A 14,736-nucleotide genomic window follows, 5' to 3' on the forward strand; every position below is an offset into this window, starting at 1 on the left:
TCCGCCGGCCGGCGGAGGAACCGTGCCGAGAAGATCGACGTCCCCTACGACACGTCATGCAGAGAAAGTTCCTTCTGAAGCATTTCGTGGGGGCTGCGACGAGAATGGGGAGACGATGTCGGGCTGCGGCTTGCGGATCAGCGTGCTGGGCGAGGTGGGTGCCACGCTCCAGGGCCACCCGCTGGAACTCGCGGGCCATGGGCAGCGCGCGGTACTGGCCCTGCTGGTCGTCGCGCGGGGCGCGGTCGTCTCCCGTGACCGTCTCGTGGAAGCGGTGTGGCCCGGGTCGCCGCCGCCGAGCGCCCGGGGCGCGCTGCAGGCGCACGTCTCTCACCTGCGGAGGCGACTGGAGCCCGGCCAGGAAGCCAGGGCCCGTAGCGGCTTCGTCGTCAGTGAGGCCTCCGGGTACGCCCTGCGGATACCCGACGAGGCCGTCGACGCATGGCGGTTCGAACACGCACTGCGGCGGACAGCCACGATCACCGATCCCTCCGATGCCGCCGCGGCCCTCGACAGAGCACTCGGACTGTGGCGCGGTCCGGCCTTCGCCGAGTACGGAGCGGAGCCCTGGGCACGGCCGGAGGCGGTCCGTCTCACAGAGCTGTACGAGGTGGCCCGCGAACGGCTGCTCGCCGCCCGCCTCGGGTGCGGTGAGGACGCGCTCCTCGTCCCGGAGCTGGAGGTGCTGATCGCGCAGGAGCCGCTGCGCGAGGAGCGCTGGCGGCTTCTCGCCCTCGCGCTGTACCGCTCGCACCGCCAGGCCGACGCGCTGAGCGCACTGCGCCGCGCCAGGCAGACCTTGGCCCAGGCGTTCGGGGCCGAACCCGGCTCCGAGCTGCGGGCCCTGGAGGCCGACATCCTCACCCAGGCATCCGCACTCGCTCTGCCGTCACCGGCGTCCCCCACGACACTGGTGCGGGACCGGGACCGGGATCCAGCGGAGGCCGCACCGGCGCGTGATGCCGTCCCGAGCGCGGACGCGCTGGTGGACCGCGCCCAGGAGCTGGCCGATCTCGGCGAGCGCGTGACCCGTGTGCTGAGGAATCAGTCCGGCGTGGTTCTGCTGGAAGGTCCCGCCGGTATCGGCAAGAGCCGCCTGCTGGCGGAGGTCCGACGCCTGGCCGTCGAACAGAAGGTGCTGACGCTGACCGCGCGCGGCAGCCGACGGGAGAAGGAGTACGGCTTCGGAACCGTTCGCCAGTTGTTCGAGCACCTGGTCATGAGACGCGGTGCGGAGCTGCTCACAGGGGCGGCGGCCCCCGCCGCGGCCGTCTTCGACCTTGACGGGGAAGCTGCCCGAGGCGAACGCGAAGGCTTCGCGGTCCTGAACGGCCTCCAGCACCTGATCCGCAAGCTGGCCGCCGAAGGACCGCTCCTCCTGGCCGTCGACGACATCCAGTGGTGCGACACCGGTTCACTGCACTTTCTGGCCCATCTCGTACGGCGGATCGAAGGCCTGCCCGTCCTCGTGGTCGCCACCCTTCGCACCGGCGAGTCACATCAGGACCAGGAACTGCTGGCCGAGCTCGCCCACGACCCCGCGACCTTCCTCGTCCGTCCCCGCCCCCTCACCACGGAGGGCGTCGCCGACCTGGTCCACCACGCACTCGGCGAACCCGCCCACGAGGCGTTCGCCGCCGCGTGCCATGAGGCGACGACCGGCAACCCGCTGCTCCTGAGGCAGTTGCTCCGCGCTCTCCGGACATCCGGTGTCCCACCGCACGCCGCGCAGGTCGCCACCGTCACCGGCCTCGGTTCACGCGCCGTCTCCCAACTGGTACTCACCCGGCTCGCGCATCTGCCGGCCAACTCCCTCACGGCGGCCCGCGCGATCGCCGTCCTCGGAGACGGCGCGACCCTGCCCGGCGTCGCCGCGTTCACGGAACTGCCCGAGAACGATGTGGCGGACGCCATCGCGCCGCTCGTGCGAGGCGAGGTCATCCGCGACCGCTACCCCTTCGGCTTCGTCCATCCTCTGGTCGCCGACGCCGTCTACCGCGACGTGCCGTCGGGAGAACGGCAGCTGCACCATGAGCGTGCCGCCCGCATCCTGCACGCCGCGGGCGCGCTTCCCGAGCAGACCGCGGCCCATCTGCTGCTCATCCCGCACCGCGGCGATCCGTGGGTGGTCGATGTGCTGCGGGCCGCGGCCGGTGAAGCCGCCGACCGCGGCGCCGTCGACGCCGCCGTCACCTACCTCACCCGCTGTCTTCAGGAACCGCCCGCCCCCGAGCGGCAGCCCGAAGTACTTCTTGAGCTGGGCCGTGCGGAAACTCTGATCAACGGCCCTGCCGCGGTGGAACACCTGCGCCAGGCGTACGAGACGTCGCCCGACCCGGAGCACCGGGCCGCCGTGGCGTTCCTCCTCACCCGGATTCTGGTCTTCGCCGGGGGACAGGGGCAGGCGACGGCGTTCGCCCGGCGGGCCGCGGCGGAACTGCCCGCGGGGATGACCGACGAGCGGCAGGGACTTGTGGCGCTGGAGCGGATCAGCGGCGTCATGCACGGTCTGGACTCGCGGTTGTGGAGTTCCGGCGAGGACCGGCCGGTCATCGGCGACGGACCCGGCGCGCGCATGCTGGCCGCGAGCCTGGCCCAGGAGGCGGCCCAGGAAGGGGCCGACCGCGCCAAGGCCGTCGCGCTCGCCCGGTTCGCCGTCGCCGGTGACGTGCTGCTGGACGCCGGCGAGGAACTGCTCCGGCATACGGCCGCGATCGTGCTGCACATGGCCGACGAGGACGTCAGCGCGCTGTGCGACGCGTCGCTGGCCCGTGCCACCGAGCGCGGGTCACTGTTCTCCGTGCTGGCGACCCATTTGTGGCGCGGCTACACGCAGTGGGAGCGCGGCGAACTCCGCGGGGCGGATCAGTCCCTGCGTACCGCCGTCGAGCAGTCGGAGACATGGGGGCTGGCACCTGGTGCCCCGCAGGGGCGGAGCTTCCTGACCGGCGTGCTGCTGGATCTCGGAGACACCGCCGGCGCCCGCGCCTGCCTGGAGCGGATGCAGGGCTGGGTCACCGGCGCCGAAGGCACTCGTCTCCTCGGAGAGACGCGGGCAAGGGTCCTCATGGCGGAAAGCCGTTACGAGGAGGTGCTCACCAGCCTGGACGACGTCCGTCATCTGCAACCGTCCGCGGCCAACCCCGCATGGTGGCCGTGGGGGCTGCTGCGGGTACAGGCGCTCGCCGGAATCGGCGAATCGTCCCAGGCCGAGAAGGAAGCCCGGGAACAACTCCTCCTGGCCCGTGCCTGGGGCGCACCGAGCCTGGTGGGCCGGACGCTCCGCCTGCTGGGAGAAGTACGAGGAGCAGCGGGCCTCCCCGAACTCCGGGAGGCGGTCGCGCTGCTGTCCCACAGCCCCGCGCGCCTGGAACACGCCCGCGCTCTGCGCGCCCTCGCCGTCCATGGCCCCGCGTATCAGGCCGAGGCCACCCTGCGGCAGGCCCATACCGTCGCCGAGCGCTGCGGAGCTGCCGGCCTGCTGCGGTCGGTTGCCGAAGACCTGCAAGTCTTCCGCAAGGTGGCGCCCTGACTCTTGTCCTCGCCGGGCACAGCGCTGTCCGGCTGAAGTGACAAGGCGGAAAGAGGACGCGATCATGGCAGGAAAACGGGGGCACGCGATCGTGCTCGGCGGCAGCCTCGGCGGAATACTCGCGGCGCGGGTGCTGAGCGAGTCGTACGACAAGGTCACCGTCTTCGACCGCGATGTGCTTCCGACCGAAGCCGTCAACCGCAAGGGCATCCCGCACGGCGCGCACCCGCACGGCCTGCTCGCCCGCGGCCGTCAGGTGCTGGAAGAGCTCTTTCCCGGCTTCACCGCCGATCTCACGGCCCGTGGCGGCACTCCGGTCGACCTCCAGCGCGACTTCGTCTGGATCAATGACGGACACCGGCTGCTGCGGGCCGAGTCCGGCCTCCAGGGCCTGGCGGTCAGCCGGCCGGCGCTGGAGTCGTATCTGCGCGGCCGGATCCTGAGCCTTCCCAACATCGAGATCGAAGCCGGGCACGAGGCGCTCGGGCTGCTCACCTCGGCGGATCGTGCCAAGGTCAGCGGCGTACGCGTACGGCCCGTGGACGGCGGTGAGGAGCGGGAGGCCAGGGCGGATCTGGTCGTCGACGCCACCGGCCGGGGGAACCGGGGTCCCACCTGGCTGGCCGCGATCGGTCACGAGAAGCCCGCCGAGGACCGGATCGAATCCGGCATGAACTACCTGACGCGCGAGTTCCGCCGGGCCGAGGGGGACGCCGACTTCGGTGGCGCCGTCATCAGCCCCTGGCCGGACCTGCGGCGCGGCGGGGTCGCCGTCGCCACCGAGGGGGACCGCTGGACGGTGACACTGATCGGGGTCGGGGACGAAGTCCCGCCGACAGACACCGAGGGATATCTGGCCTACGCCAAAAGTCTCGCCGGGGAGGAGATCCACGACCTGTTGAGCAAGGCCGAACCTCTCACGCCACCGCTCAGGATGCGGCTGCCCGTGAGCGTCCGCCGCCGCTACGAGCGCCTCGTCTCCCCGCCGGAAGGCTTCCTTGCCTTCGGGGACGCCATCTGCAGCTTCAACCCCGCCTACGGCCAGGGCATGACCGTCGCGGCCTCCGAGGCCATCGTGCTGCGGGACTGCCTCCGCACGGGACGCCCACAGGATCTGGCCCGGCGTTTCTTCGCCGGGGCGGCGAAGCTGATCGATGTGCCATGGAACATCGCGGTCGGCGCGGACCTGCGCTACCCCGAGGTGGACGGGCCACGCAATGCGACGACCGGTTTCCTCAACGGCTATGTGGCCAGGGTCCACCGGGCCGCACTGACGTATCCGCCGGCAGGACGCGCCTTCCTCGCGGTCGCCAACCTGACGGCACCGCCGACGAGGCTGTTCTCCCCCGGCATACTCCTCCGCGTCCTGTGGTCCACCCGGCCGTCCGTCCGGCACGGGCGGACTCCGGTCGCCTGACCTTTCGAACATGGCGTCCGTCGCCCGTCCGCCGTGGCAGCACACACCAGCGAGGCCGAACCATGCACATCGATGCCGCGAAGATCGTCACCGCGGACGACCGCGGCAGGCGTGTCCGCCGATTCGTCGTCGTGCTCCTGTGGGGTCCCTGCGCGGCGGTCCTCGGTCCGGTCGTCGGAATGCGGCACGGGGGGTTCGCGCAGATGACCGGTGGTGCCGTCGTCATCTCGGTACCGGTCGTCACGGCGTGGGGCTGGGAGAGACTCGAAGGCCGTAAGGCCAAGCCGTCCGGGTCCCGGGCGAAGCGGGCCACGCCCGCGGTGGTCCTCGGTTTCCTCGTCGGAGCCGCGTTGACGCTGTGCTCCTACGGGCATGCCGAACGGATGTACGCGCACCTGTTCGTCTATCCACGCACCGTGGTCATCGCCGAGGTGCGCTGCGCGCCGGCCAAGAACGGGTGCACGCGCTACGACCTGCTGTCCACACCGCGAGGTCACCGGCTTCCGCTGCGCCTCTACGACATCGCGGACGGGCGTGAGGCCGGGCAGACACTCACGGTCCGGTGGGACCGCATTGGCTACGCCTCGCCCACGTCCACCACCTACCCCGGTGTTCCGGAGCCCTACGAAGGCGACGCGCCGCTGCTGCCGGCATGGGCGTTCACGACGGTGGCCGCGCTCCACACGGCCCTGACCGCGCACTTCGCGTACCAAGGGAGCCGGCTACGGGGCCCGACACGCGGCACTGTCGCCGATCGATGGCGAGCCTCGGCCCGCGGAAGGTGACGGTGGGCGAGAACGGGACCACGGCCGCGCTGTGGAAGCGGACGACGGCAGCGGGCGTTCAGGGGGCCCTCCTGGTGTCGGTGCGACGACCGCGCCCGTCGCCGTCACGCGGTGACCGGTCCGTCCAGGTCCTTCAGGTCTTCCAGGTCCTCCAGGTCCGAGGTGATGGAGCGCAGGAGTGAGGCCGCGCCGCTTCGCTGGGCGACGGCATGTGCCCGGCGCAGGATCCGGACGGCCGAGCGCGGTGGCTCGTGGGCCGCCAGGGCGTGCAGGGCCCGGGCGTGTTCGAGGCCTGCGGGAGCGAGGGCGGAGGAGGTGGCTGGGTCGCACAGTGCGATCGCCTCCCGGAGTTCCGCCACTCCGTCGGCGCCCCGCAGCTCACCGTGTATCCGCAGCGCCCGGCTGATCGTGCTCGGGGCGCCCCAGGTCCGGGCGGCGACGAGTTCCGCCTCGGTGAGGGTCGTGGCCTCGGCCCGGCGGCCGAGGCCGGCGAGTGCCTGTGCTCTCAGCGACCGCCCCGGCCACCAGGACGCGCCGGCCACGGCGGGCAGGTGCCGGACACCGTCGAGGGCCGCGAGCGCCTCACGGTGCCGTCCCTCCTCGATCAGCAGGCCGGCCTGTGCCTCCGCCATGAGTCGCGCGCCGTGCGCGTTCACCGGCTGCTCGTCGACCCGGTCCAGATAGGCGCGGGCGCCGGTCACGTCTCCGAGATCGACCAGGATCCCGGTGGTGAAGGCGTAGCACGCGTACAGGGCATCGGGCACGGTGCCCCACTCGTCCAACTGGCTGTTGGCGGTGGCCAGGGAATTGTGGGCGCCGGGAAGATCCCCGCGACCCCACAGGGCGTAGCCCTTCCAGACGTGGGCACGGTGTGCGGCGTAGAACGACCCGTTCCGATGGGCGTGGTCCAGCGCCTCGTGCCAGAAGCCGCTGATGGGTTCGTCGGCGTGATGCAGCACTGTCGCGGCGAGGGCCCACAGCGATCCGGTGCGCAGAAGCACGTTGTCGGCGAGAGCGAAGCGGGCCAGCGCGACGGCTTCGGCACGGTCGGCCCCGTCCGTCGTGGTCTCCCACGCCAGCGCCGCGGCCAGCATGCGGGCCCCCGGGCCGTCCCCGACGACGGCCGGCCGCGGTCCGTGGCGGTACAGGCGGGGGTCCAGCCCGTGCATGTAGCCGGTGACGCGCTCCAGCGCGAGCAGCGCCTGCCGCTCGTCGGTCATCCCGGCCGGCAGTTCCGTACGGGCCTGGCGGGCGAAGGCGGTGGGCTCGCCCTGGGTGCCGGCGAAGAACAGGGTGCCGGCGAGGAGCAGCGCGGCCGGCGCCCGGTCTGCCGGATCCGGCAGCGACCGATAGGCCTCCCGCAGATGCCGTACCGCGGCCGGCCCGTCGCGCAGGGACTCGCAGCGGCCGAGTTCCAGCAGCACCCGGGGCCTGTCGTCCGGCGCCGGCGGTTCGCGCAGTGCCCGGGCGAGGCAGGTCGTGGCGGCGTCGGCCGCTCCTCGGTGGGCGGCCTCCCGCGCGGCCGCCTGGAGCACTGACACCACCCAGGGGTCGCCGCGCTGCGGAGCGGGCAGCAGATGGGCGGCGACCTGCTCCGGCGTCGCTCCGGTGGCGTGCAGGACCCGGGCGGCCTGTTCGTGACGCAGTCGGCGCTCCGCCGGGGCCAGGTCGCGGTAGACCGCCTCACCGAGCAGCGGATGCGCGAAGCTCAGCGGGTAGTGGTCGCGCACCACTTCGGCGCGTATCAGCGGCGCGAGGGCCGCCGCCGCGTCGTCCTCGGACAGACCTGCGAGAGCGGCGATCGCGGGCAGTGCCGCGCCGTCGCCGAGAACCGCGATGGCGCGTGCCACGGCCGTGGCCGCGTCGGGCATCCGCGCAAGACGGGTCAGCACCGTTCTCGAGACCGCGCGTGAGCCGATGTCGCCGACCTTGCCGACCTGGTCGGCGGTCGGCTCGACGGCATCGTCCTTCAGAGCGCGGATCAGCTGGCGCAGCAGAAGCGGGTTGCCCGCAGTGGCGCGGTGGCAGGCGGTGGCGAACGCGTCGTCGGTGGTGTCGCCGAGTCCGGCGCGTACGAGGGCCGCGCCCCCGTCGGCGGTGAGCGGCGCGGGCCGGATGTGCACGGTGGCCGGATCGGACGCGAGTTCGGTGAGCAGGCCCTCCTCGTCATGCGGCTCGCCGGTCCGTACGGTGGCGGCGATCAGGACCGGCAGTCCGTCCAGCCGGCGTGCGAGGTAGGCCAGAAAGTGCAGCGATCCGGAGTCGGACCAGTGCAGGTCGTCGACGGCCAGGACAAGCGGGCGCTCGACGGTCAGCCTCACGATCAGCCAGTAGAGGCTGTGCTGGATCGCGAAACCATCGGGCTGACGGCCCGGTGCGGTCATCGGGTCGAAGACGCTGGCTGCCGGAGCCGCCGGGCCGGCCAGAAGCTCGCTGCCGCGTTCCGCGACCAGCTTGTCGAGGAGCTGGCGGACCACACCGAAACCGTAGTCCTTCTCCCGGCGGCTGCCCCGTGCGGTCAGGGTGAGTACCTCTTCCCGGGCGGTCAACTGCCGTAGCTCGGCGAGCAGGCGGCTCTTGCCGATGCCGGCGGGGCCCTCGATGAACACAGGCGTGCCGTGCCCCTCGACGGCCTCGAACAGGCAGGCGCGCAACTCGGCGACTTCGCTGTTCCGGTCGACCAGATCACCCGGCATCGGGGAAAGGACATCCGATGTTTCCAGAAGTGTGGCGCGCGGCAATCGCGTCAACTGCGGGGCGTCGAGGGCGGGGGACCGGGTCAGTATCCCTTCTTCGAGCGAGCGCAGGGCGGGACCGGGGTCGACCCCCAGCTCCTCGGCCAGGATCTGTCTGGCGTGCCCGAGAGCGCCCAGCGCGTCGGCCCGGCGGTGCGTACGGTAGAGCGCGAGGGCGAGCAGATGCCAGCGCCTCTCCCGCAGCGGGTCCTCGGCCACCAGGGCTTCCAGCTCAGGGACGAGAGCCGCGTCGGCACCGCAGTCCAGGCGGGCGGCCAGCAGCCGCTCACGCGCCACCTCCCGCAACTCCGTGAGGCGTTCCGACTCCGACCGGGCCCATGGCTCCGCCGCGTACTCGGTGAACGCCGGACCCCGCCAGAGCGCCAACGCACCGGTCAGGGTCTTCGCGGCGTCCTCGGGAGCCGAGAACGTGTCGGCATGCTGAAGCAGCCGTTCGAACTGCCAGGCGTCCACGGCATCGTCGGAGATCCGCAGCGCGTACCCGGAGCCCTCACTGGCGATCGGGCCGCCCCGGGACCTGGCCGTCCGGCCGGGTTCGAGCAGGCGTCGCAGACGGGATACGTAGACCTGCAGCGTGCCCACCGCGCCCGGCGGCGGCGCTGCCGCCCACAGTGAGTCGATCAGCCGATCGCCGGCGACGGTGCCACCGCGCGCGACGACGAGAAGGGACAGGACCGCGCGCTGGCGCAAGCCGCCGAGGTCCAGAACCGCTCCCCGGTCGGTGGCGGTGACCTGGCCGAGAACCCTGATCCGTAGCCCGGCCGGACCTGCTGTCGTGTCTGGTGGGCCATGCATCAGATCAGAACTTTCCTGGGGCGGGGTGTCGTATCCGCGGTGGGACTCATGGGCAGGCGTAGGTGAAGGTGGCCGACGCGGCGGTCGGGTCGGGCGCCAGGACCTCCAGGGTGGCGGTCGCCCGTAGGGTCCCGTGGCCGTCGAAGGTCCAGCGCAGTACGACGTCCGTCCGGTGCGAGCCCCGGGCGACCTGCTGCTCGAGCATGCCGGAAACCGTGCCGTCGCTGCGCTTCCAGCGATAGCTCACCGTACCCGCAGGGCCGTTGGTAAACAGGGTGCCGGTGACCGTGGCAGTGCCGTCACAGGCCGGGCCCGCGGAATCGGTGCGGACAGTGGCTCCGGTCACGGTGAGCGCGGGCGCGTGACGCTGCCAGGCGAGGTAGGCCGGCACCGCGATCAGTACGACCGCCGGCAACAGCCATCCGCCCAGGACACGCCTGCGCGGTCGACGTCCCTGGGCGACGTTCCCCGACCGCGCGCCCGGGGAGACGGTGCCGTGCCAGACACTCGCCACCCGGTCGTCGGTGGTGTCCGTCGGGGTGGGGACTCCGGGGCCGAAGCGGTGCGTCTCCCCTGCGCCCGGTGCGACGGGTTCGGTGAGGTGGAGCGTGGTGGCGGGGTCCGAGGTGGTCAGACGTACGGTGCTCTCCTCGGGGCTGACGGGAGGCGGGTCCTGAGGTGCCGCCATCGGGCTTCCTCTCCTTCGTAATCCCTCGTAATCCTTCGTAATCCTTTCGTACGGCGTGGAACCTCAGCGGGGCGGGTCGCAACCGGAGGGCGCCGGAATGGTGACGAAGGCGCCGTCGCCGGAATCGGCGGCCGGGCTGGTCGAGACCCTGACGCCCAGGTAGGGGGAGCGCTCCGGGGTGATGAAGGAGTGGGTGTACCTGCCGGAGACCTGTGTCTGTCCCTTGGGAAGGGCGACTGGATCGGTGGCGACCACCGTTCCGACCGCCCTGGGGGAGGAACCGGTGAACCAGCTCAGGTCGAGCGTGCCGTCGGCGGCCCCGTCGGTCTTCACGGTCACCGAGACGACCATGGTGCACCCGGAGCCCAGCGGCCCGCTCGCGTCGATCGTCACGGAGACGACATCGAGCCCCGGCGCCGGGGTGGCGGACGGCCCGGCGGTGCCCCCGCCCGAGGTGCCGCCGCCGCTGGTGCCTCCCGAGGTGCTGGTGCCCCCGCCTGATGACCCGCCTGCCGACCCGCCGGTCGACGCGCCCGACGAGCCGCCTGCCGACCCGCCCGAGGTTCCGCCCCCGGTGGAGCCGGAGCCCGACGAGCCGCTGCCCCCACTCGACGAACCACCGGGGGAGCCGTCCGCACCCGCGGTGCTGTCCGCGCCTGTCGGTGTCTCGTCCCCGGCAGAAGGCCCGTCGGTCGTCTCCTGTGCCGAGACGGACGCGCTGGGCGGTCCGGTTTCCGACGGCTCGGCGCTTGCGGCCGTGGTGGCCGAGGCACTGCCGGAAGGGGAACCTGCGGTCGGTGAGCCCGATGCCGGTGAGCCCGTCGTCGGTGAGCCCGCCGCCGCCGGTTTGGTCCCCGGGTGGTTGCCGACGGCGACCGAGGTCACCGCGATCCCGCCGAGCAGCAGCGTGCCGGCCGCCATCGCGGCCAAGGCCCTCCCCTTGCGGCTCAGCGGCAGGCGGCTGCGTATGGCCCGACCGGTGCCGGTGCCGGTGCCGGTGCCGGTGCTGGTGCTGGGATCGGGGGCGGAGTCGGGGCCGAGGTCGGTGGTGGCCAGCGCCGTGGTGCCCGTGGCGCCACCGGGGTCCGCCAACGGGAACAGCAGGAGCAGCAGGGCCGCCAGCGCGGCGAGTTTGCGCTGTCCGCGCTCCTCCCAGTCCTCGCCGTAGGCGGCGCTCGCCACGGCTTCGAGTTCGGCGACGAAGTCCGCAGCGCTCGCCGGACGTTCCCCGGGTGTCTTGGCGAGACCGCTGCGGATCAGCGGGCGCACCGGCTCGGGGGCGAGCGCGTCGGGGATGGGCGCCTCCATGTGCTGCATCGCCAGCTCCATGGCGGTCTCGCCGGCGTACGGCTTGGCGCCGGTGAGGCACTCGAAGAACGTGGCGGTCGCCGCGTACACATCCGTCGCCGGGCTCGCCGGCCGGCCGGTCCACTGCTCGGGCGCCATGTACACGGGAGTGCCGGCCGGGTTGCCGGCTTCACCGCTGGGCACGGCGATGCCGAAGTCCACCAGCTTGGACGTCCCGTCCGCGGCGATCAGGACGTTGTCGGGCTTGTAGTCCCGGTGCACCACTCCCGCCGCGTGGGCGGCGGCGAGGCCGAGCAGTGATCCCTTGAGTACGGTGAGTGCCGCCTCTGGCTCGGTGGCGCCCTCCTGCTTGAGCAGCGCGCGGAGCGCGATGCCGTCCACCGGCTCCATGACGATCGCGGCGCCGAGGGACGTCTCCACGTACTCGTAGAACTCGACCACATACGGGGACCGGAGGGCGCCCAGCAGCCTGGCCTCGGCGCGGAACCCGTCCAGGAACGCGCTGTCGCCGCACAGCCGTTCCGAGAGGTACTTGATCGCCACCGGTGACCCGGTCTCGTCATGCCTGGCGAGAACCACCCGGCCACTCGCTCCCGACCCCAGCTCCCTCGACGGCGTGTATCCGGGAACCGCCCATTTGTTCGCACCCGGCCCGTCGGGCGCGGGTGTGACCCGCGGTCCAGTCATACGACGCGTCTGCCGGCGGCAAGGCCAGGAGGCCTGGCGCCGATGGCCGTGGGATTCTGCATTTCTTCGGTCCTCGTTCTGTGGGATGCGCGTGAGTCGCCCTCGGTGGCGCATGATCTGCTCCTCCTCTTGCGGTTCACTTGCATCCGTTCAGAACTCCTCCATGATCTTCGCCTTCGCCTTCTCGAATTCCGCGGGCGTCAGGACCCCGGAGGAGCGCAGGACCTGCAGTCTTTCGAGCCTGGTGAGGGCGTCACCGGCGGGCGCGCGGTCCTGGGGCTCTCCGTCTGCCGCACCGGTCGGGAACAGCAGGGCGCGCACCGCGTGGACCGCTCGGGCGTCCAGGTTTCCGGACGGGTACGGCCGCCCGGCACTGTGGCTGTCCGGGAGGACAGGAGCGGGAGGTCCGGCGAGGCGCGAGGTCCAGCGGCGGTGGAGCAGTGTGAACCACCAGAGATCGCAGACTCCGACGAGGATCGCGCCCTGCATGATCCACACCCATGCCGCGGTGCCCGAGGGGCATTCGGGCAGGGTGGTCACGTACGGCTCACCTGAGCTGCAGCTACCGGTTTGCAGCAGCTTGTAGAGGCAGTACGCAAAGACGGTCAGGGACGCCAGCGTGATGATTGCGGCGATAGCGCGCAGGAATATTTTCATTCCTGAAAGCTATCGTGAATCGTGCATTGTTTGGCATTATGTGCCGAATTGTGATCGGGGTTCGAAAATAGCAGGATCGAGGTTTTCATCGGGTCACTCCGGGGTCTGACGTTCTCCTGCGTACCCAGGCCAGTGCGAGCCAGGGCGTCGTGGCCGCTGCCAGGGCCAGCGGCCAGTACATCCAGGGGGAGGTGTGGAAGAAGGCGCCGGGCAGCAGGAGGCACACGCCGACGGCCAGGATCAACCCGGCCGGCCCGTGCACATCCGGTCTGAACGTGCGGAGCTGATCCATCCTGTTGTCCACCCGGGTGAGCAACGGCACGGCGGAAAAGACGGCACTGGTGATTGCGCTGGGGAGGGCCAAGGCCCAGATCCAGACCATGTCGAAGGGAAAGCGGGAGAATACGCTGTCGATGTTCCGTACCCCGAGTCCGGGGCGGCTCGGGGCGTACGCGACCGATATCGTCGTGCCCTCCGCCAGATCGCCCATAGTCGTAGCGTCGTGCACGGTGACGCTGCGGGACCCGCTGTCGAACCGGAGGGTCACTATGACGTCTGCCGCGATCTGGTAGCCGTAGTCGGTCTCTTTGCCGGTCATGTGTGGCGAGCCGAGCACCCGGTCGACGTGGACTTCGTACGTACCGCCGCCGGCCGCGTGGACGTCCGACATCCAGCGGTCCTGCTCGCTGTCCGGGCCGACTGCCTGGACCAGCGCGGCGGCGCTCGCCAGCGGCAGGGCGAAGCCCAGGGCGGCGGCCAGGAGCCACGGCCGGGGGTGCTCCCGCCGCGCGGACTTGTCGAGGACGACGCCGTCCTTGTGCGGCGCACGGACGGACACCAGGGCCCACCACAGTGCGCACCCCGCCGTGCAGCCGATCAGCGCGAGGCGGAGACCCCGTACGCCGGTGGTGGGCGCCAGCGGCAGAAGGCCGGTGGCCAACGCGGCGTACATGGCCACCAGCACCGGTTTCCCTGATCGCAGGCGTTTCATTCGCATCGTGATTCCTCGCGGAGAAGCCTGAAGGGGTGGAAACGGCGGAGGCGCTGATGGTGCCCGCGCAGGCGAAGCGGTAGTAGCCCTCGGCGGGAAGTATCACCCGGCCACCTTGCGGGTCACTTGCAGCGCCGGTGGCTTCCAGCTGCCTTGTCCGGTGCGCCGTAATTCGATGGCGTCGTGGCCCGTGTACCTCTAGGGTCAGTTCTGTTCGAGTGGTAACTGCGCGTTTCCGCAGGTGACTTGGCTTGGTTGGGGAGGTGTGACCGATGACTGTCGTTGAGATGGGCGCTGCCCGCATCCGGAAGTTCGTCAAGTCCACTTCTGTGGCCACCGGCTGACCTCAGTCTTCTTTCCCGCGCCTGTGAGCGCGGCGCCGGGGCCACCCCTGTGAAGGGTCCCCCTTGTCTTTCTCCTCTCCCTCCTCCTCTTCTCTCCTGGGTTCGCATCCGCTCGCGCCGTACGGCTGGGACGCGGACTGGGAAGCCGAGTTCGCCCCCCACGCCGGGCAGGGGCTGCTGCCCGGTCGCGTCGTACGGGTCGACCGAGGCCTGTGCGATGTCGTCACCCCGGCCGGTACCGTCCGCGCCGACACCGAGTTCGTCGTTCCCCGTGACCCCATGAAGGTCGTGTGTACGGGGGACTGGGTCGCCGTCGACCCCGAGGGCAGCGATCCGCGGTACGTGCGGACGCTGCTGCCGCGCCGTACCGCGTTCGTGCGCTCGACGTCGTCGAAGCGGTCCGAGGGCCAGGTGCTGGCCACCAACGTCGACTACGTCGTCATCTGCGTGTCCCTCGCGGTCGAGCTGGACCTCGGGCGGATCGAGCGGTTCCTGGCGCTCGCCATGTCCAGTTCGAGCGGCGAGGCCCTGCTGCACGACTCGGCGCTCTCCCGGGAATCGGGCGCGCAGCCGGTCGTGGTGCTCACCAAGGCCGACCTCGTCCCGGACGCCGCGACCCTCTCGTACCTCGTCCAGGATGTGGAGGCCGCCGCCCCAGGGGTGCCGGTGCTCCCCGTCAGCTCCACCGACGGGGAGGGCATCGACGTCCTCGCGGCCGTCGTCTCCGGCGGTACGGCCGTGCTGCTCGGGCAGTCCGGCGCGGGCAAGTCCACACT

9 protein-coding genes are annotated in these 14,736 nt (G+C 71.6%); 4 read left to right on the top strand and 5 right to left on the bottom strand.

Translation table 11 applies throughout. The annotated features are described in order from the left end of the window. Positions 1-115 precede the first annotated feature (115 nt). From AOK08_RS04460 to AOK08_RS04470, 3 genes are all read left to right on the top strand, one after another. The gene (locus AOK08_RS04460; RefSeq protein ID WP_055523837.1) at positions 116-3,532 is read left to right on the top strand and encodes an ATP-binding protein; all 3,417 of its coding nucleotides are present in this window, start codon (positions 116-118) and stop codon (positions 3,530-3,532) included. Between the two features lie 64 nt (positions 3,533-3,596). Next, a complete protein-coding gene (locus tag AOK08_RS04465) occupies positions 3,597-4,949 on the top strand; it encodes an FAD-dependent oxidoreductase (RefSeq protein ID WP_063794009.1) in 1,353 nt (450 codons plus the stop codon). 62 nt (positions 4,950-5,011) lie between these two features. Then, complete coding sequence (locus AOK08_RS04470) at positions 5,012-5,734, top strand: hypothetical protein (protein WP_055523842.1); 723 nt, start codon at positions 5,012-5,014, stop codon at positions 5,732-5,734. A gap of 104 nt (positions 5,735-5,838) precedes the next feature. On the opposite strand, the gene AOK08_RS04475 is transcribed toward AOK08_RS04470, so the two are convergent. The 5 genes from AOK08_RS04475 to AOK08_RS04495 all read right to left on the bottom strand — a co-directional run bounded on the left by AOK08_RS04475 (position 5,839) and on the right by AOK08_RS04495 (position 13,622). Next, entirely contained in the window at positions 5,839-9,285 is a 3,447-nt protein-coding gene (locus AOK08_RS04475; protein ID WP_055523845.1) for an ATP-binding protein, read from the bottom strand. Between the two features lie 46 nt (positions 9,286-9,331). Then, entirely contained in the window at positions 9,332-9,973 is a 642-nt protein-coding gene (locus AOK08_RS04480) for a hypothetical protein (protein ID WP_055523846.1), read from the bottom strand. A 63-nt stretch (positions 9,974-10,036) separates the two neighbouring features. Next, a complete protein-coding gene (locus AOK08_RS04485; RefSeq protein ID WP_063794010.1) occupies positions 10,037-11,968 on the bottom strand; it encodes a serine/threonine-protein kinase in 1,932 nt (643 codons plus the stop codon). A 150-nt stretch (positions 11,969-12,118) separates the two neighbouring features. Beyond that, positions 12,119-12,508 carry an SHOCT domain-containing protein gene (locus AOK08_RS04490; RefSeq protein ID WP_198539107.1) on the bottom strand — a complete coding sequence of 130 codons (390 nt, stop codon included), beginning with the start codon at positions 12,506-12,508 and terminating at the stop codon, positions 12,119-12,121. 202 nt (positions 12,509-12,710) lie between these two features. Beyond that, a complete protein-coding gene (locus AOK08_RS04495) occupies positions 12,711-13,622 on the bottom strand; it encodes a hypothetical protein (RefSeq protein ID WP_157876564.1) in 912 nt (303 codons plus the stop codon). A 401-nt stretch (positions 13,623-14,023) separates the two neighbouring features. Here AOK08_RS04495 and rsgA point away from each other — a divergent pair. Beyond that, the coding region (rsgA, locus tag AOK08_RS04500; RefSeq protein ID WP_157876565.1) for a GTPase RsgA at positions 14,024-14,736 on the top strand (713 nt) is incomplete at its 3' end.

It is taken from the genome of Streptomyces graminilatus (genome assembly GCF_001418565.1).
Lineage (GTDB): Bacteria > Actinomycetota > Actinomycetes > Streptomycetales > Streptomycetaceae > Streptomyces > Streptomyces graminilatus.